Source organism: Sphingobacterium olei (genome assembly GCF_005048855.1).
Lineage (GTDB): Bacteria > Bacteroidota > Bacteroidia > Sphingobacteriales > Sphingobacteriaceae > Sphingobacterium > Sphingobacterium olei.
Window position 1 is genome coordinate 48,980 of record NZ_SUME01000012.1, and the last position, 19,885, is coordinate 68,864.

Annotated in this window: 14 protein-coding genes; 12 read left to right on the forward strand and 2 right to left on the reverse strand. The window is 39.7% G+C overall.

Going from position 1 to position 19,885, the window contains the following annotated elements:
• Positions 1-30: 30 nt before the first annotated feature.
• Positions 31-648, reverse strand: a complete 618-nt coding sequence (locus tag FAZ15_RS20930; protein WP_136903326.1) for an OmpH family outer membrane protein — start codon at positions 646-648, stop codon at positions 31-33.
• Between the two features lie 184 nt (positions 649-832).
• On the opposite strand from FAZ15_RS20930, the gene gyrB reads away from it, so the two are divergent.
• From gyrB to FAZ15_RS20960, 6 genes are all read left to right on the forward strand, one after another.
• Positions 833-2,791 (forward strand): DNA topoisomerase (ATP-hydrolyzing) subunit B, encoded by a 1,959-nt coding sequence (gyrB, locus tag FAZ15_RS20935; protein WP_136903327.1) that lies wholly within the window; start codon positions 833-835, stop codon positions 2,789-2,791.
• Positions 2,792-2,949: 158 nt separating this feature from the next.
• Positions 2,950-3,750: a PorV/PorQ family protein gene (locus FAZ15_RS20940; RefSeq protein ID WP_136903328.1), complete on the forward strand. Its 801-nt coding sequence runs from the start codon at positions 2,950-2,952 to the stop codon at positions 3,748-3,750.
• The gene (locus tag FAZ15_RS20945) at positions 3,740-5,785 is read left to right on the forward strand and encodes a ComEA family DNA-binding protein (RefSeq protein ID WP_136903329.1); all 2,046 of its coding nucleotides are present in this window, start codon (positions 3,740-3,742) and stop codon (positions 5,783-5,785) included. Before FAZ15_RS20940 ends, FAZ15_RS20945 begins: the two co-directional genes overlap by 11 nt.
• A complete protein-coding gene (locus FAZ15_RS20950; RefSeq protein WP_136903330.1) occupies positions 5,773-7,869 on the forward strand; it encodes a ComEC/Rec2 family competence protein in 2,097 nt (698 codons plus the stop codon). The genes FAZ15_RS20945 and FAZ15_RS20950 overlap by 13 nt, the downstream gene beginning before the upstream one ends.
• Positions 7,870-7,875: 6 nt before the next feature.
• On the forward strand, positions 7,876-9,774 hold the full coding sequence (locus FAZ15_RS20955) for a RecQ family ATP-dependent DNA helicase (RefSeq protein ID WP_136903331.1): 1,899 nt from the start codon (positions 7,876-7,878) through the stop codon (positions 9,772-9,774).
• A gap of 96 nt (positions 9,775-9,870) precedes the next feature.
• Positions 9,871-12,105 (forward strand): sodium-translocating pyrophosphatase, encoded by a 2,235-nt coding sequence (locus FAZ15_RS20960; RefSeq protein ID WP_136903332.1) that lies wholly within the window; start codon positions 9,871-9,873, stop codon positions 12,103-12,105.
• 60 nt (positions 12,106-12,165) lie between these two features.
• Here the strand turns inward: FAZ15_RS20960 and FAZ15_RS20965 are convergent, their stop codons facing one another.
• A complete protein-coding gene (locus FAZ15_RS20965) occupies positions 12,166-13,056 on the reverse strand; it encodes a LysR family transcriptional regulator (protein ID WP_136903333.1) in 891 nt (296 codons plus the stop codon).
• Between the two features lie 77 nt (positions 13,057-13,133).
• Here FAZ15_RS20965 and hutH point away from each other — a divergent pair, with 77 nt between their 5' ends.
• Genes hutH through FAZ15_RS23065 form a run of 6 tightly spaced genes read left to right on the forward strand, consistent with a single transcriptional unit; the run spans position 13,134 to position 19,881 of the window.
• Complete coding sequence (gene hutH / locus FAZ15_RS20970) at positions 13,134-14,702, forward strand: histidine ammonia-lyase (protein ID WP_136903334.1); 1,569 nt, start codon at positions 13,134-13,136, stop codon at positions 14,700-14,702.
• A 15-nt stretch (positions 14,703-14,717) separates the two neighbouring features.
• Positions 14,718-15,968 (forward strand): imidazolonepropionase, encoded by a 1,251-nt coding sequence (gene hutI, locus FAZ15_RS20975; RefSeq protein ID WP_136903335.1) that lies wholly within the window; start codon positions 14,718-14,720, stop codon positions 15,966-15,968.
• Between the two features lie 6 nt (positions 15,969-15,974).
• Entirely contained in the window at positions 15,975-17,981 is a 2,007-nt protein-coding gene (locus FAZ15_RS20980; protein ID WP_136903336.1) for a urocanate hydratase, read from the forward strand.
• Positions 17,982-17,986: 5 nt separating this feature from the next.
• A complete protein-coding gene (gene hutG, locus FAZ15_RS20985) occupies positions 17,987-18,964 on the forward strand; it encodes a formimidoylglutamase (RefSeq protein ID WP_136903337.1) in 978 nt (325 codons plus the stop codon).
• A 42-nt stretch (positions 18,965-19,006) separates the two neighbouring features.
• Positions 19,007-19,792, forward strand: coding sequence for a pirin family protein (locus FAZ15_RS20990; RefSeq protein WP_317130499.1), 786 nt, complete (start codon positions 19,007-19,009; stop codon positions 19,790-19,792).
• Positions 19,756-19,881: a pirin-like C-terminal cupin domain-containing protein gene (locus FAZ15_RS23065; protein WP_317130500.1), complete on the forward strand. Its 126-nt coding sequence runs from the start codon at positions 19,756-19,758 to the stop codon at positions 19,879-19,881. The genes FAZ15_RS20990 and FAZ15_RS23065 overlap by 37 nt, the downstream gene beginning before the upstream one ends.
• Positions 19,882-19,885 lie beyond the last annotated feature (4 nt).

The following is a 19,885-nucleotide window of genomic DNA, read 5'->3' on the forward strand; positions in this document are numbered from 1 at the left end:
AGAATCGCCTTTTTTTATTTTATTGTCTTTTTATTTTTTCTCTGTAGGTTTTTTTGTTTTGTATTCCTTGTTCAACGCTTCAATAACCTCATTTGTTATTTCCAATTTTGAATCGGCAAAAAGTACTGTAGGGTTTGATTTCGAGTACGTTAGAACCAAGGTGTAGCCCTTTTCTTCTGCATGTTTTTTCAAATATTCCGTAATCGAATTGTATACATTGTTGAATTCTGTTGCTTCATCCTGTGCGATAGCACTGGATGCGTTTTGGTCTAGCCGGCCTAGTTCGTCTTGTTTACGCGCTAATTTTTCTTCCGTAGCCTGACGTTCTGAGGCGCTCATAGTATTCGCTTTCTGCTGATATTCTGCGACTTCTCTTTGGAAAGCCTGTCCCTTGGACTGTAGATCTGTTTGAGCCTTCTTTACTTTAGATTCCAGTTTTGTACGAATGTCTTTAAAATATTCATATTTTTCTGAAAGCGAATCCGAATTGATATATACGATTTTCTCATCAGTTTGTTGAGTCGCAACTGCAGTTGAATCGTTTGTTTTTGTTGAGGTCGGTTTTGTTTCTTGATTACAAGATGCAGCGGAAGCCACAATGATTAATCCTAATGTTACTTTTGCGAAATTTGATCGTAATTTATTCATTCTAATGTTGATTTTCAGTTTAAATAGCAAACCTAACATAAAAAAATTAAAAAATCATTTTTCAATACCTAAAAGTCAAAAAAATATAGTTTTATTAACGTATTTTAAGACTTCGAAAACTTGATGAAGTCCCTTATTTTTTGTATTTTTGGGAGTTAAAAAATTCTGATTTTAAATTTATTCCATGAGCGAAGAAAAGAAGAATGCATCTACGTATTCCGCCGATAATATCCAGGTATTAGAAGGTTTAGAGGCAGTACGTAAACGCCCCTCCATGTATATTGGTGATACTGGCGTAAAAGGTTTGCACCACTTAGTTTATGAAGTGGTTGATAATTCTATAGATGAGGCTGTTGCAGGTTATTGTGATGATATCTTTGTTACCATCCATAAGGACAACTCCATTTCTGTAAAAGATAATGGGCGGGGTATTCCTACTGGAATAAATAAAAAGGAAAATAAGTCTGCACTGGAATTGGTGATGACGATATTGCACGCAGGTGGTAAGTTTGATAAGGATACTTACAAAGTATCCGGCGGTCTGCACGGTGTAGGTGTCTCTTGTGTGAATGCGTTGTCTATTCATTTGAAAGCTGAAGTACATCGGGACGGTAAGGTATATCATCAGGAATACGAGCGTGGCAAGCCCATGTACGATGTTAAGGAAGTCGGGGCCTCTGAAGAAAGAGGAACTATTGTAACTTTTAAACCTGATGCGGAAATATTTACCCAAACAACGGTATATAATTACGATACACTTGCTAATCGTTTACGGGAGTTATCGTTCTTAAATAAGGGGATAAAACTAACAATTGTAGATGAGCGAGAGTTGGATGAGGATGGTACCGAGAAAAAAGATGTTTTTTATTCAGAAGGTGGTCTACAGGAATTTGTTAAGTTTTTAGATGGTAACCGTACCTCTCTGATCCCTACACCGATTTACGTAGAAGGAATAAAACAAGGCATTCCTGTTGAGTTGTCTCTTCAATATAATGATACCTATACAGAGAATGTCCATTCGTATGTAAATAATATTAACACCATTGAAGGAGGTTCGCACGTAGCAGGGTTTCGTCGTGGATTGACACGTACGTTGAAAAAGTATGCAGATGATTCAGGACTTTTAAAAAATCTCAAAATTGAAATAACAGGAGATGACTTTAGAGAAGGGCTTACTGCCGTTATCTCTGTGAAAGTAGCAGAACCTCAATTTGAAGGACAAACGAAAACCAAGTTGGGTAACTCTGAAGTAATGGGTGCGGTGGATGTAGCTGTGGGTGAGATTTTAAGCGCTTATTTAGAAGAAAATCCGCGTGAGGCTAAGATTATTGTTCAAAAGGTAATTGTAGCTGCTCAAGCTCGGGCTGCCGCACGTAAGGCACGTGAAATGGTTCAGCGGAAGACAGTAATGGGTGGTTCGGGTTTACCGGGTAAACTAGCCGACTGTTCGAGCAATGATCCAGCAAAATGCGAAATTTTCTTTGTCGAGGGTGACTCGGCAGGAGGGACTGCAAAACAAGGCCGTGATCGTCATTACCAAGCTATTATGCCACTTAGAGGTAAGATTCTAAATGTGGAAAAAGCAATGGAACATAAGATCTATGAGAACGAAGAGATCAAAAATATGTTTACTGCATTAGGTGTATCTGTTGGTACAGAGGAAGATCCTAAAGCACTAAATATAGCAAAGCTTCGTTATCACAGAATTATTATCATGACCGATGCCGATGTTGATGGTAGTCACATTGCTACCTTAATTTTGACGTTTTATTTCAGATATATGCGCGAACTTATTGAACGCGGATATGTATATATTGCGACTCCTCCTCTTTATTTGGTTAAGAAAGGAAAGGACTCAGAGTATGCTTGGACTGAAGATCAACGTTTGGCAGCTATACAGCGTATCAAAGGTAACGGTAAAGAAGATAGTGTGCACGTGCAACGTTACAAGGGTCTTGGGGAGATGAATGCAGAGCAATTATGGGATACTACCATGAATCCAGAATATAGAACACTTCGTCAGGTTACTATTGATAATGCTGCAGAATGTGATCGTGTATTCTCTATGTTGATGGGGGACGAAGTAGCACCTCGACGCGAATTTATCGAGAAAAATGCACGTTATGCCAAAATCGATATTTAAGTATTGACTACCAATAATATAAAGGCCGGATAAAAATTCGGCCTTTTTTTATGTGTTTATTATTCAGTCCTTTAGCTATAAAAACTCTTCTTTTTTCAATTATCTTTGAAATATTAAAATTATTTTAGTAAATTTAAGTTTGATCAATAACTTAAATTATGTTTATAAGGGTAATTTTACTATTACTAATATCCATCGAACTAAAAGCACAGCCATTTAATGCAGCCCCTTATTTAGGTATGGGAAATACCGGATTGGCACGACAATCTGTATACAGTATAGGTCTTAATCCCGCCGGTATTGCGGGCTTGACAAACACGAATGTAGCCCTCGCTTATCAACAACATTTTCTTTCTTCTGAAATCCAATCTCAGGCAGCATATCTTAATATCCCCGTTAAATCTTTGGGCGGAATAGGACTAGGAGTTAACAATTATGGAATAGCAGGTGTTTCAACTTTGTCGACCATTCGGGGCATTTATGCACGGCAATTTGGAAGACAAATTTTTTCTGCGGTAGGAGTGAATTATCATCAGTTTTACGTTAAAAACTATGGAAGTGATCAAACGTTTTCTGTCGATTTGGGATTTCAATTGAAAGTATTGCCACATTTATTAATCGGTGCCTTAATTCGAAATATATCTTCTTCCAAATATCAGGAAGATATAGACCAACAGATAGCCCGTGAGATTGGTTTAGGGTTGCATTATGAAGTATCTGATCACTTAAGCTTGGCCTCAGATATATACTATGATTTTCGAAATAAAATGAATTATAGGGGGGGGCTTGAATATGCTTTCGATCGTAGATTTAAAATAAGAGGAGGAGCGGCTTCGAATCCGCTGCATTATTTTGCCGGCCTTGGATTGATTATGAACAAAATTCAAATAGACATTGCTTCTTCTTTTCATCCGAAAATAGGTACATCTCCTCAAATCTCAATGGCTTATGATTTTTAGAAAGCTTGTGTATTGTTTCGTACTATTAAGTGTCTCGTTGCGCTGCTTAGCACAGCAAGAGGAGGTAGAGGAGTTGCTGATAGAACAGTTAAATGAGGAATTGGGTGAAAATGATGATTTGAGTGAATTTACAGAAAAGCTGAATTATTATATGCGTCATCCTTTAGATCTTAATAAAGCAGATCGAGCTGATTTGAATGACTTAGTTTTCTTATCTCCTCAACAAATAGAAAATCTAATAGAACACCGTAACATATCTGGAAATTTTATTTCTATCCGAGAACTACAGGGAATCTCTGGTTTCGATTTGCAGACTATCCAACGCATACAGCAGTTTGTCACTATTAGAGAAGTGACTTCATTGAATGACTTTTCATTTCATAGGTTAGTAGATGCCAGTGAACATATGCTAATGATGCGCTATGGACGGGTTATTGAAAGTCAAGCAGGGTATTTGATTCAAGATTCTTCGCGTTCTCGTTATTTCGGAAACCCAGATCGCTACGCAGTTCGATATAGAATGAATTTCGAAAACAAAATACGGGTAGCATTGAATATGGAAAAAGATGCCGGAGAGCCGTTTTTCAACGAAAAGCAGAAGTATGGATTCGACTTCTATTCAGGGCATATTGTTGTGAATGATATTAGCAGGAATATCAAACAAGTCGTCGTAGGAGATTACGGATTACAGTTTGGACAGGGATTAGTTACCTGGAATGGACTGAGTTTTGGAAAAGGTGCTTGGATAGGAAGCGCAGCACGTCAAGGTATGGGCCTGAAGCCGTATTCTTCAATGAATGAAAATAATTTCCAGCGGGGTATTTCAGCTAAGTTGGTGGTGAATGATTTCGAAATAACACCTTTTGTTTCTTACAATTCACTTTCGGGTAATTTAATCGAAAACGGGTCGGACAAATTTATAACAACAATAAATTATAGCGGTTTGCATCGAACTCCTACTGAACTCGCATATAGAGATGCTATCAAACAGTTTGTTTCCGGCATGAATGTCACTTACCGTTTTAAGCGATTTAAAGCGGGAGTCACCTACATGCATACCTCATTCAATGGTCAAGTGACTGCGGGAAATAATCTGCGTGAGCAATTTGATTTTGAAGGACAAAGCTTAGATCAAATAGGTGTACACTATCATTATACGTACAGAAATATGTACATGTATGGAGAAACGGCATATAGTGCTGGGGGTGGATTTGCGGCAAATAATGGGGTTATTGCTAGTCTTCATCCTAAAGTGTCGGCGATTGTAAATTATAGGAACTATCAACGTAATTACCATCATTTCTTCGCGCAATCTTTGAGCGAAGCGTCACAAGTGGGTAACGAAAAAGGATTATACGGAGGAATTATTTATCATCCATCTCGTACATTAGAATGGGTAAATTACGCAGATGTTTTTCGATTCCCTTGGTTTCGCTTTCGTGTAGATGGACCAAGTGGTGGAACTGACTTTTTAAGTCAGGTAACTTATAACTGGTATAAAAAAGGTAAAGTCTTGCTTCGATATAGGCATCGGATTAAACAAGAAAATTTGAATTTATCTGACCGCAATGAGAACCTGCTGGCGGATGTAATTCGTAATCAAATACGGAGCGAATTTCAATATAAACTAAATCAGATATGGACGGTGAGAACAAGGGGGGAGTTAACCTTATTTGAAAAAGAGAAAGACGAAAAAAGCGCAGGTTGGATAGCCTATCAAGATATATTTTGGAAAGGTTGGAACAATAGGTTAAATATCAATACGAGATTGGCTTATTTCCACACAGGGTCATACAATTCCCGAATTTATGCCTATGAAAATGATGTTCTACATGCCTCTAGTTTTCCGATGTATTACGGTAAAGGTATTCGTACGTATCTAAACCTTAGGTGGCGGATGACGAAGGATTTGGATATATGGGGTAGGTACGCCGTTACTAAATATACGGATCAAGAAACAGTAGGTTCAGGATTAGATCTGATAGAAGGTAATCAAAAATCGGATTTTAAAATTCAAGTTAGATGGCAATGGTAAAACGGGAGGTTATAGATTTTTCGATCCGGAAGATGCCCTTTTTGAGAATCTTGATACCTTACATTATTGGAATTGCTGTTAGCCAAATATTTTCTTGGAATGCTGCACGATATACTGTTTTGTGTGCAATCTTGATCTTCATCATGGCCTGTTTTGTTACTGTCTTTTTCTTTCGGCGCCGAAAAGTTTTTAGAAGTGTGTATATTTTGATGTTCTATTGTTTTTCGTTTTTGATAGGCATTTGGCAGGTCGTCAGTGAACTTCCGAATTTGAAACAGGCGCACTTCAGTTGGTATGCAAGTTCACAGCTGGAAGGCATTATTGCGGATGAACCGGTCGTAAAACAGAAAACGATTCGTTTTCCGTTAGACGTTAAAAATGTGGTAGAAAAAGGAAACCATTTGAAAGTTGAAGGTAAGATAATGGTGACAGTATTGCGTGATTCTTCAAAGGATCAGGTGTTCAAATATGGAGATTATATGGTTATTCCAAGTGCCCTCAGTACTATTGCTCCACCATATAATCCGGAAGAGTTTGACTATAAAACGTATCTGCAAAATCGGAATATTTGGCATCAATCACTAGTACAGAAAGACGATTATGTGATTTTAGGTAAGAACTCCGGAAATAGCATCATTTCATTTGCACTGGCGTTGAGGGAGAAGTTAGTCTCCAAGTTTAGCATATTTATTAAAAATGATGAAGCTTATAATGTAGCTATTGCACTGATTTTTGGATCTCGATCGCAACTAGACGCGACAACATTGGAGGCATTTACCAATACGGGAACCATTCATGTTTTGAGTGTTTCGGGATTACATGTGGGGTTGGTGTTTGGTTTGTTGACTTTTTGTTTAGGTTGGATTGACCGATTTCCCTTTGGACGGGCGATACGCTGCAGTATAATTTTGTTATGTGTATGGGCCTATGTGATTCTTACGGGAATGGCGCCTCCCATTTTGCGGGCAGGGATCATGATTACGTTCTTTCTGTTTTCCATCTGGATAGGACGAAAACAAAATGTATTGAACACGCTCGCTGCTTCTGCATTTTTTATTCTGCTCTTTGCGCCTAAGAGCCTATTTGATATCGGGTTTCAACTTTCTTATCTGGCCATGCTGGGCATTTTAATTTTATATCCGATACTAAAAAGCCTCTATAAGCCTAGTTCCAAATACCTAAATTGGGTAGTAGAATATAGCTATGTTTCCTTTGCTGCTCAATTATTTACCATTCCTGCTGTGTTGTATTATTTTGGACAGTTCCCTACGTATTTTTTGGTTGGCAATCTTTTTATTGCCCTGCCAAGTACAATTATCATGTATGTGGGTCTAGGCTTGTCTATAATACCTTTTGATCTGGTAAACATTTATTTGGGAGTGATCTTGGACTATGTTATTAGTTTTTCATTAGCGGGCTTAAAGTGGTTAGATCGCTTGCCTATGGCGGTTATAAAAGGTATAAGTTGGAATGTGCTGCAGATTCTACTTGCTTTCTTAATGCTAAGTTTTTTGATCTGTGCATTCAACTATAGAAATAAGCAGGCATTGAAGGGAGTTGGTGTGACTTTCTTTATTTTGTCTATTCTAGTTTCTCTTCAGGTCATAGAAAAAATGAGTTATAAAGGAATTGCAATTTACAATTTGCGTTCTGCTATAGGAGTAGCTTCCATACATAACGGTACCGTTGTTTTGTTTTCCAGTCTGGACTCCCTCAATCATCCCACACTTAAGTATAGCGTATTGCCCCATCTTCGACAATACAGCCGGGAAGAAGATATACGATTCTACACTATTCCTCCTAGTCGACATTATAATTATGTACTATCCATCGCTAATAAAAAAATTTTAGTGCTGGAGGAAAAGTTAAACAATAATGAGCTGGAAGATATTGATGCCGTATTATGGCGTAAAAATAACGACAACTTGGTGTCGGAAATAGCATCACGGGTACAGCCTTCTTTTTTTCTTTTTGATGGAAGCAATTCCGACAGAACACTGTCTAAAATTAAATCTCAACTCGTCGGAAATAACAATTCAGACTATTTCTTAAAAAATAATTTTGCTTATGTTTGGGAGGAGTAATAACGTATGGAACATAATAGTCTTTCGGTACTAAAACAATATTGGGGGTTTGATGAGTTCAGACCGTTACAGGAAAATATTGTCCATTCAGTTTTACAGGGAAGGGATACACTAGCTCTAATGCCGACAGGCGGTGGAAAGTCTATTTGCTTTCAAGTTCCGGCAATGATAAAGGAGGGGATCTGTATCGTTATCAGTCCTTTAATTGCCTTGATGAAAGATCAAGTCGAACACTTACGTGCAAGGGGAATCGAAGCTCTTGCTATTTTTTCAGGGATGTCCTATCGTGAGGTTGATATTGCATTGGACAATTGTGTCTTTGGTAAGATAAAGTTTCTTTATCTAGCACCAGAACGCCTATATTCTGAATTAGTACGGGAACGAATTAGGTATATGAAAGTCAATCTGTTTGCCATAGATGAAGCCCATTGTATTTCGCAATGGGGGTATGATTTCAGACCTTCTTATTTACAATTAAATCAACTACGTGAATTACATCCCGGTATCCCTGTTTTGGCACTCACAGCAACAGCGACATCCCGCGTAATCGAGGATATACAAAAGCAGCTTCATTTTAAATTTCCTAATGTATTGAGCAAAAGCTTTGCGCGAACTAATCTCGGCTACATGGCATTTGAGGAAGAGGATAAAATGGGGCGCATGTTGCGGATCATAAAAAAAATGGGTGGCAGTGGAATCGTCTATGTGCGTAATAGACGCGAAACGCAGGAAGTAGCACGCATATTAATCAATCATGGGGTGCCGGCAGATTATTACCATGCAGGCCTACCTATGAAAGACAGAGAGCAAAGGCAAAATGCATGGATGTCAAATAAGATTCGCGTAATTGTTGCAACAAATGCATTTGGTATGGGAATTGACAAATCCGATGTGCGCTTTGTAATTCATTTAGATATTCCGGATTCGTTGGAGGCCTATTATCAAGAAGCCGGTCGAGCAGGTCGGGATAATAAAAAAGCGTTTCCGGTGTTGCTTTATCAACAAGATGATAGAGATCGATTATGGACGATATTAGAATCTAGCTTCCCCGCTGTCTCTTTCATTCAAAAGGTATATCATTGTTTAGGGAATTATTATCAGATTGCCTATGGGGCAGGGAGTGGTGCGACTTTTGATTTCGATGTTGTTGACTTTTGTAAAAAATATGAAATTGATTTATTGCAGACGATCAGTGCACTGAAATTTTTGGAGAGAGATGGATGGCTTGCACTTTCCGAAGCTGTATATATACCTTCTCGTTTCAAATTCGAAGTAGATTACCAAGAGTTATATAAATTTCAAGTACAATCCGCGAAATACGATTCGCTGATTAAAATTATTTTACGGACATATGGAGGCGTCTTTGATTTGTATGTACCTATTAATGAATTTGAATTTGCTAAAAAGTTAGGAGTTCCGTTTGATGTTATTGTAGAACTGCTTTCGGGAATGGAAAAGCAACAGATAAGTTCGTACATTAAAAGTACAGACAAACCTCAGCTTCAATTCTTACAAAGTCGTGTGGATTATAAGAATCTCTACATTGATATAGATTTTATTCAGGAACGGAAGCAAATTAAAGAAGAACAACTAAAGGCAATTTATCATTATTTAGATACAAAAGATTGCCGAAGTATAGCTTTACTAGGTTATTTTGGAGAGGATAATGCTGAGCCGTGTGGCGAGTGCGATTTATGTTTGGTACGAAAACATAAAGACGGACAAGCTGCCAAAATCCGTCAGGAAATTCGGGTATTACTTTTAGAAAAAGCATTGACACTACACGAACTGATCGATAGTATTTCTGTCGGTAGGGAAAATGGCAAGATCAGAATCCTTCGAGAACTCATCGACGAAGGTGAAGTAAGGGTTGAAGCGGAAATGTATCGTTGGATCGGAAGATAATATACCTTTTAGAAAACACTCAAAAAGAATTTGTTAAAGCATTTTATTTCTCCCGGAATTTTTAATAGCTTTAGCTAATAACCAAATAAACATTGTATGGAAAACTATATTATTTACTTACCCGCAGTATTAGCTGTTTTGGGGCTCCTTTTTATGATGACGAAAGCGACTTGGGTCGGCAGGCAAGATGCTGGCGATGATCGTATGCAGATTATTTCCAAAAGTATTCAAGAAGGCGCGTTGGCCTTTTTAAAAGCGGAATATCGTATACTTTTGATTTTTGTAGCGATTGCTTCAGTAGCACTTTTTGTTGTTTCTATTTTGGTCGATACAACCCATTGGATTATTGTTGTAGCATTTATATTTGGTGCATTTTTTTCTGCGCTGGCCGGAAATATAGGAATGCGTATCGCAACCAAAAGTAACGTTCGCACGACCCAAGCTGCGAGAACCAGTCTTCCACAAGCCTTGAAAGTTTCCTTTTCCGGGGGGACCGTGATGGGATTAGGTGTGGCTGGACTAGCTGTACTGGGACTAAGTATTTTCTTTTTACTTTTCTTAAAAATGTTTATTACCGAAGGTGGAAATTTTTATAGTGAAATGACCGTGGTTTTAGAGGCACTTGCTGGGTTTTCATTAGGTGCAGAGTCCATTGCACTATTTGCACGTGTGGGAGGCGGTATATATACTAAAGCCGCCGATGTCGGAGCGGATCTGGTAGGTAAGGTCGAAGCAGGTATTCCCGAGGATGATCCACGTAATCCAGCTACCATCGCCGATAACGTTGGAGATAACGTTGGTGACGTAGCTGGAATGGGAGCTGATTTATTTGGATCCTATGTGGCTACTGTATTAGCATCAATGGTATTAGGTAATTATATTATAAAAGACATGAGTGAAGCAACAGGTACCCTATATACTGATGCTTTCCAAGGTATGGGGCCTATTCTTTTGCCAATTGTAATTGCCGGGGTAGGAATATTGGCATCTATCATTGGGACATTTTTTGTGAAAATAGCAAACAATGATGCGAAAGAGGCTCAGGTGCAAAAAGCATTAAATATGGGTAACTGGGTAGCTATTTTTTTAACTATTATCTCCTGTTTTTTCCTTATAACCTACATGTTGCCAGAGACCATTCAAATGAAGTTTTTCGGTGAGGGCTATAAAGATGTTCCACGGATGAATGTTTTTTACTCTACTCTTGTGGGGTTGACAGTAGGCGGGTTGATCTCAGCTTTCACGGAATATTATACAGGGTTGGGTAAAAAGCCTGTATTAAATATTGTTCGAAATTCGTCTACAGGAGCCGGAACAAATATTATAGCTGGATTAGCTACTGGAATGATGTCAACATTTTCATCTGTTTTGTTGTTTGCCTTTGCGATTTGGGGTTCCTATTCCTTAGCGGGCTTCTATGGCGTAGCTATTGCGGCCTCTGCGATGATGGCAACGACAGCTATGCAGTTAGCAATAGACGCATTTGGGCCGATTGCTGATAATGCAGGTGGAATAGCTGAAATGAGTGAACTGCCGAAAGAAGTTCGTCAGCGTACAGATATACTAGACTCTGTGGGTAATACGACTGCTGCTGTAGGAAAAGGATTTGCTATAGCGTCGGCGGCTTTAACTGCACTCGCGTTATTCGCAGCCTATGTGACTTTCACTGGTATTGATGGAATCAACATTTTTAAAGCAGATGTTTTGGCTGCATTATTTATAGGCGGAATGATACCTGTTGTTTTCTCAGCATTGGCGATGCAATCGGTCGGTAAGGCGGCAATGGATATGGTGAATGAAGTTCGTCGTCAATTCCGAGAAATCCCGGGAATAATGGAAGGGACGGGACAACCAGAATACGGTAAGTGTGTTGATATATCTACCAAAGCGGCACTGCGTGAGATGATGCTACCGGGTGCTCTGACAATTATTACACCTATAATTGTAGGATTTGTAATGGGCGCAGAAGCTTTAGGTGCATATATGGCGGGTGTTACGGTTTCAGGGGTATTGTGGGCTATTTTTCAGAATAATGCTGGGGGAGCTTGGGATAATGCAAAGAAATCTTTTGAAGCAGGCGTGGAAATAAATGGAGAAATGACTTATAAAGGTTCTGAAGCACATAAGGCAGCAGTTACTGGAGATACCGTGGGAGATCCTTTTAAAGATACCTCTGGCCCCTCGATGAATATTTTAATTAAATTAACTTGTTTAATAGGATTGGTCATCGCACCAATTCTAGGAAATCACAGTGCTCAGATGGCGAAGCAAAAAGAAAAAGAAACGTTGGATAAAATAGTGCTGATTGAAAAAGTAGTGTATAAAAAATAAGTTTCAAAGCTTAGTAAAAAGCACATCCCGCAAGCATATCCTTACGGGGTGTACTTTTTATTAGGTGTATTGTTTTAGCACATCCAAAAAAAGAGGCATTCCTATGTTTCTATTGGTTTCATTCCAAGCTAATGACAGTGTAGTGCGTTGCGGAAGGGTATCGAGTTCAATAAATTTGACGGCTATTTCATATCCTTTCTTAAGCGAGGTGGGAACAATCGCCACACCCAACCCTTGCGCTACTAAGTTAAATATACTCAATGCATTTACCGATCGTAAAGCGACGTTCGGTGTAAAGTTATGGTCTTCAAATATGCTCATGACTAATTCGTAATAGGTCGAGCTATAATCTTTAGAAAAAAGAATAAACGATTCGTTTTTGAATGCTTCAAGTGACGTGAAATTGTCGCTTTGAATAGGATGGTTGTTCGGAAGTACCAGGCTAAAGTGTTCCGTCAGTAACGGTTTTAATCGTAGATTTTTGGGGTTATTATTTATTCTGACAAACCCAAACTCAAGCTCATTTTTGGATAATAGATCCAATTGTATTTCGTTAGATAATTCTTGCAAAGTAATCTCCATTAAAGGAAACAGTTGTTTTATTTTTAGCAAGATCTCCGGTAAAACCCCCTGTACTGCTGAACCAATAAAACCTATTCGTAAAGAAGCTTGCTTACCTTCGCCTATTTTCATAAGCTGTTCTTCCATCTGCCAGATCTGTTGCAGAATAGTATCCACTTCCGTCTTCATATATTGTCCGGCTTCGGTAAGTCGAACAAAACGTTTCCCCCTATCAAATAACTTTACTTGATAGATTTCTTCTAACTGTTTTATCTGGCGCGTTAGTCCCGGTTGTGAGATGAACAATCTTTCTGCCGCTTTACGAAAATGTAATTCTTCTGCCAGTGTCTTAAAATACAACAGGTGTCTTAATTCTGTTTGATAATTCATAGTTATCAATTGTTGGTAAAATTGGTATTACTAATTATCAAATATAGAAGGTAAATTTGATATAAACAGTATAAACGATGAATACATTTAAATACGGAAAAGATATACTGACAAGCTCTTTGGCAGTAGCTATAGCAGCGAATGAGATTAAGGGTATATTGACAGATGCGACGAAACAAGAAATAAATCAAAGTGCTACCTATGTACAAGAGATTGTCGACGCAGGTAAAGTCGTGTATGGGATTAATACAGGGTTTGGACCACTATGTACAACCCTTATTGATGCACATGATACACGAAAACTGCAAGAAAATATTTTAAAGAGTCATGCAGTGGGAGTAGGAGAACCCATAGACAAAGAACTTTCCAAATTGATGTTGATCTTGAAGGTGCATGCTCTGGCGAAAGGGTTTTCGGGTGTACAGCTGAGTACAGTCGAACGCGTTATCTGGCATATTCAGCAGGATGTGATCCCTGTAGTTCCCAAACAAGGCTCTGTAGGAGCATCTGGTGATCTAGCTCCCTTGTCGCATCTCTTTTTGCCACTGATTGGTTTGGGCAAGGTTTTCTGTGGAGGTGAGATGATCGACTCATCGTCGGCATTAGCCTCATTTGGTTTACAGCCTGTAGTGCTAGGTGCGAAAGAGGGGCTTGCGCTCATTAATGGGACTCAGTTTATGACAGCGCATGGAGTAAGAGCTGTCGTAGATATGAATAGATTAATGAATAATGCAGATTTGATTGCGACACTCATGTTGGAAGGATTGAATGGCTCAATAAAACCGTTTTATTCGGAATTGCATCAGTTGCGTCCCTATAAAGGCAATAAGTATGTGGCATCAACAATATATAATTTATTGAGCGGATCAGACATATTAGCGTCACACAAAAATTGTACACGGGTTCAAGATCCATATTCACTACGGTGTATACCGCAAGTACACGGAGCATCTAGAAATGCATGGTTGCATTTCAAGGAAATAATAGAAATTGAAATCAATGCGGTAACGGATAATCCGGTTGTAATTAATAGTGAATTAACAATCAGTGGAGGGAATTTTCATGGACAACCTATAGCATTGCCGCTGGATTATGCAACATTGGCGGTTTCGGAGTTGGGTAATGTCTCAGACAGAAGGATTTACCTGTCTCTTGAAGGTCAAACAAATGGTGTTCCTCGTCTATTGATGAAAGCAACAGGACTTAATTCAGGTTTTATGATCTTGCAATATACCACGGCGGCGTTAGCAAGTGAAAACAAAGGTTTATGTTTTCCTGCAAGTGCCGATAGTATTCCTACATCGATGGGACAAGAAGATCATGTGAGTATGGGATCTATTTCGGGACGCAAGTTGCTACAGGTGATCGATAATGTGGAAAAAATATTAAGTATCGAGTTATTATGTGCGGCACAAGCGAAAGATTACCATTATCCATTACAATCTACTCCAGTAATAGAAGCTATTCATCAATACATTCGGAAGCATATACCGCATATGGAAGAAGATCAGCCCATGCAAGAGCTTTTAGACGGAGCGCTGCATATGATAAAATCTGGAATACTCATCGATATAGCGCGGGAAACTGCCAACTCTCACAACATAGACGTATTTGGCGATGGGGTCGAATATTTTGAACAGTTTTAGAAGATGGAACAAAAAATGGAACAAAAAGAGGTATTAATAGGGCCGTTTAAACAATTGTTGACTATGTGCAACCTACCGGACAAAGGAGCATTGTCGGATAAACAGCTGGAGATTGTTGAATATGCCGGAATTTGGATCAGCGGTGACAAAATCAAGCAGATCGCTGGTTTTGATGAGCTACGGTTGGTCATTCCAGAAGATGTACAGGTTTACGAGTTGCAAAAAGAATATGTATGTATGCCATCCTATATAGATTGCCATACCCATATTGTATTTGGAGGGAACCGGGCTAACGATTTCGCGATGCGTAATGCGGGAAGTTCTTATTTGGAGATTGCTGAATCAGGTGGTGGCATCTGGAATACGGTCAAGCATACACGTGAGCGTGAACTTGACCAATTAGTTGATATCACGGTTCTGAGAGCGAATGAATTAATAAAACAAGGCGTGACAACGGTGGAAGTAAAGAGTGGATATGGTCTTACAGTAGAGGAAGAGTTAAAGATATTGCGGGCGATAGCATGGGCCAATAAACAAAGCAAAGCAGATTTAATAGCGACTTGCTTAGCAGCTCATACGCTTCCCAAAGACTATAGTGGTACGGCTGAAGATTATCTGTCGGACATTGCTGAACGATTGTTTCCGTTATTGAAAGCAGAATGCCTGACAAATCGAATTGACGCATTTATTGAAAAAAGTGCATTCACAGCAGACCAAATACAAGATTATTTTAAAACAGCACAAAATATGGGTTTTGATATCACGGTACATGCGGATCAATTCAGCCCGTCAGGTTCGCAAGTTGCGGTCGACTTTAATGCTGTTTCGGCAGATCATTTAGAAGCTTCTACAGACCACGAAATAGCACTGCTTGCCAAATCTGATGTGGTAGCGGTAGCGTTGCCTGCTGCTTCATTGGGGATTGGTTGTACTTTTACTCCAGCCCGAAAGTTATTGGATGCAGGTGCCTGCTTAGCTATTGCGACAGATTGGAACCCAGGCTCAGCACCTATGGGGCAGTTGATCGCATCGGCGAGCATTTTAGCCGCCATGGAAAAGCTGACAAACGCCGAGGTGCTTGCTGCGGTGACATTTAGGGCGGCGAAAGCACTGAATTTGACTGATAGAGGTCGTTTGGCAAAAGGGTTATTAGCAGATTTTGTCATCTATGAATCAGATAATTATCAGCATATAACGTACCGGCAGGGATCATTACAGCCGTCATCAGTATGGAAAAATGGAGAAGAAGTATTTAGTAAAAATTAACAGCAAATGACAGTATTTCAAAAAGCCATAATAGATGGAATTTCTTCGACGTTACCCCCCAAAGCAAAATATGATACGGAGGTTAGTCATGCGCCCAAACGGAAGGCTATTTTGACAAAAGAGGAAGAAAAGCTAGCACTCCGTAATGCATTGCGTTATTTCCCAAAAGAATGGCATAATGAATTGGCCGCTGAATTTTTGGACGAATTAAAACAGTACGGTCGAATTTATATGTATCGTTTTCGACCAGCATATGACATGTATGCGCGACCTATTCAAGCGTATCCTGCCAGAAGCAAACATGCCGCTGCAATTATGCTAATGATCCAGAATAACCTGGATCCGGCAGTTGCCCAACACCCGCATGAGTTGATCACCTACGGCGGAAACGGTGCTGTGTTTCAAAATTGGGCACAGTACCTGCTAACCATGCAGTACTTGGCAAATATGACGGACGAGCAAACGTTGCATATGTATAGCGGTCATCCAATGGGCTTATTCCCCTCATCTGCCCATGCGCCCAGAGTAGTAGTGACAAATGGGATGATGGTTCCTAATTATTCGACACCAGACGATTGGGAGCGATTTAATGCATTAGGTGTCACGCAATATGGTCAGATGACAGCGGGATCGTATATGTATATTGGACCGCAAGGTATTGTTCACGGTACGACGATAACTGTGATGAATGCTTTCCGGAAATTATTGGATAAGAAGGACAGTATTAGCGGAAAAGTGTTTGTGACATCGGGATTAGGAGGAATGAGTGGAGCGCAACCCAAGGCCGGAAATATCGCGGGCTGTATTACGGTATGCGCGGAAATTAATCCTACAGCAGCCTATAAACGTCATGAACAAGGTTGGGTGGATGAAGTATTAGCAGATATGTCAGCATTGGTGGAGCGAGTACGGTTAGCTATAACCAATAACGAAGTACTATCAATCGCTTACATCGGAAATATAGTGGATGTATGGGAAGGGTTTTATGAAGAGGGTATTCAAATTTCTATTGGTTCCGACCAGACTTCTTTGCATAATCCCTGGTCGGGAGGATACTATCCGGTTGGCCTATCATTTGAAGAAGCAAATCATAAGATTGCAAATCGGCCCGAAGAATTTAAAGAGGATGTACAGCGCTCGTTGATCAGACACGCAGCGGCAATCAATAAGCACACCGTTCGCGGGACGTATTTTTTTGATTATGGAAACGCATTCTTGTTAGCTTGTAGCAGAGTAGGGGCGGATGTCATGGCATCGGATGGTATACATTTTAAATACCCCTCGTATGTGCAGGATATTCTGGGGCCGATGTGTTTTGACTATGGGTTTGGTCCATTTAGATGGGTGTGTACTTCAGGCAGAACCGAAGATTTGCGTCAGACAGATGAGATTGCATTGAATGTGTTATTGGATCTTCAAAAAGAGGCTTCGGGCGAGATTGTTCAACAATTGGAAGATAATATAAAGTGGATCAAAGAAGCCGATAAAAATAATTTAGTAGTTGGCTCCCAAGCACGCATACTTTATGCTGATGCACTTGGGCGGGTACGGATCGCACAGGAATTTAATAAAGCGGTTCGGGAGGGTAAATTGTCGGCTCCGATTGTACTGGGACGTGACCATCATGACGTAAGCGGAACCGATTCGCCTTTCCGGGAAACCAGTAATATATACGATGGTAGTCGTTTTACAGCAGATATGGCCATACATAATGTGCTAGGTGATAGCTTCAGAGGTGCTACCTGGGTCTCCATACATAATGGAGGTGGTGTCGGTTGGGGAGAGGTGGTGAATGGAGGTTTTGGAATGGTTTTGGATGGTACAAAAGAAGCGGATGTCAAGTTGCAACAAATGTTGTTCTTTGATGTGAATAATGGAATCGCAAGACGAGCTTGGGCAAGAAATAAGGAAGCCCAGCGTGCACTTGAAACGGAGTTGGCCCGCAGTCCACAGTTAAATGTAACTCGGGCAATCCACGTTGACGATATGCTAATTGATAATCTTTTTAACTAAATGCGATGGGTATCTTTGACAGTCCACTTTATAGAATACCAAATGTAAGTTTTTGGATCGGCCGTGAAGATGGCGATCAGCCAGAATTCTTGCGCTGGCATCAGCTAATAAAAAATATTGATCTTCGAAATAAAGCCGATCTTTCTAACGCAGTGGTGTTGTTGGGCTTCTGTTGTGACGAAGGTGTCCGCCGAAATATGGGACGCGTTGGAGCGATAGAGGGACCAGCCTATTTACGTAAAACATTGGCAAATCTACCCGTTCATTTTTCTTCCGAAGACCTACAGTTGATCGATGTCGGTGATATCGTATGCGAACTAAGTGATCTGGAAGGTGCACAAGAAGCCTTAAGTTGGGCTGTATCCGCTATTATAGACAGCGGAGGTTTCCCAATTGTATTAGGCGGTGGACACGAACTTACTTATGGACATTTTTGCGGAATCAAAAAGAGTACGACTAAAACAGTGGGTATTATCAATATAGACGCCCATTTAGATATTCGTCAACCTTTGGATGGTAACGGTAGTTCTGGAACAGGTTTTTATCAAATAGCTGACGACCTTGCTGAGGAGAATGTCGAATTTCATTACCTAGCTATAGGTGTCCAACAGATTAGTAACACGAAGGCATTGTTTAATTTTGCTAAGCACAAAGGAGTGAAGATTATTCCTGCTGAGGATATTTATGAGGCGAATGTGGATCAAATAATAGACGATATACAGACATTTGGAAAGCAAGTAGATATTATCTACTTAACGATAGACATGGATGCTTTTGCTGCAGCATATGCACCCGGGGTAAGCGCATTAGCTTTCAACGGTATAACACCAGATCATGCCTTCCATAAAATCTACGAAACAATTATAGAACGTCCTAATTTGATAAGTATGGATTTAGCGGAATTAAATCCTACTTATGATATCGACAACCGAACAGCTCGTCTAGGGGCTGATTTAATTTTCAGGGCCATTCAAAAACGTTAATACTTTTCGTAACTTTAAGCTGTTCATCAACGTAAATAAGTTATGTCGAATACTGATTTTATTCAGGAAGAAAAAGCCGCCGATATCGGTAACTTTTTGGTAGGAAGATTACTGCCGTTTCGTCAAAAAAGATCTATTGGCCCGTTTGTATTCATCGACCATATGGGCCCTGCAAAACTAAGCGAATACGAAAACTTGGATATAGGTCCGCATCCACATATCGGATTATCGACTTTAACTTATTTGTTTGATGGGGCGATCATGCACCGTGACAGTTTGGGAACGGCTATGGAGATACAACCTGGCGCAGTCAATTGGATGACGGCGGGTAAAGGGGTAACACATTCTGAAAGAACACCAGAATACTTAAGACATCAAGATAAATATATGCACGGGCTCCAAATATGGATTGCGCTTCCCAAGACATTGGAATTCATGGAACCCGAGTTTTTCCACATAGAAGCAAAGGATATTCCAAGATGGGAAGAAGAAGGTGTCAATTATAAATTGATTGCAGGAGAGGCATTTGAAAGGAAGTCACCTGTACCTGTTTATAGCCCGCTTTATATGATTGAAATTAAAACTACAAAAGATACATTAATTGATCTTCGGGGTGTCTTGTACGGTGAGAGCGGACTTTATATTTTAGAAGGTGATATTGAAAGTAATGGATTTGAATATGGATCGAAGCAGATTTTAATTACCAAAGAAGCGTACCTATGTTCTTTTACAATGAAAGCAAATACAACAGTATATATTTTTGGTGGCGAACTTTCCCTGAGGAACGATTTATCTATTGGAATTTTGTCGCAACGAACAAAGAAATAATCGAGCAAGCAAAAGAAGACTGGAAAAACCATCGGTTTCCAAAAGTATCAGGTGATGACGGCTATGTTCCGCTACCAGGTACGAAATAAATTA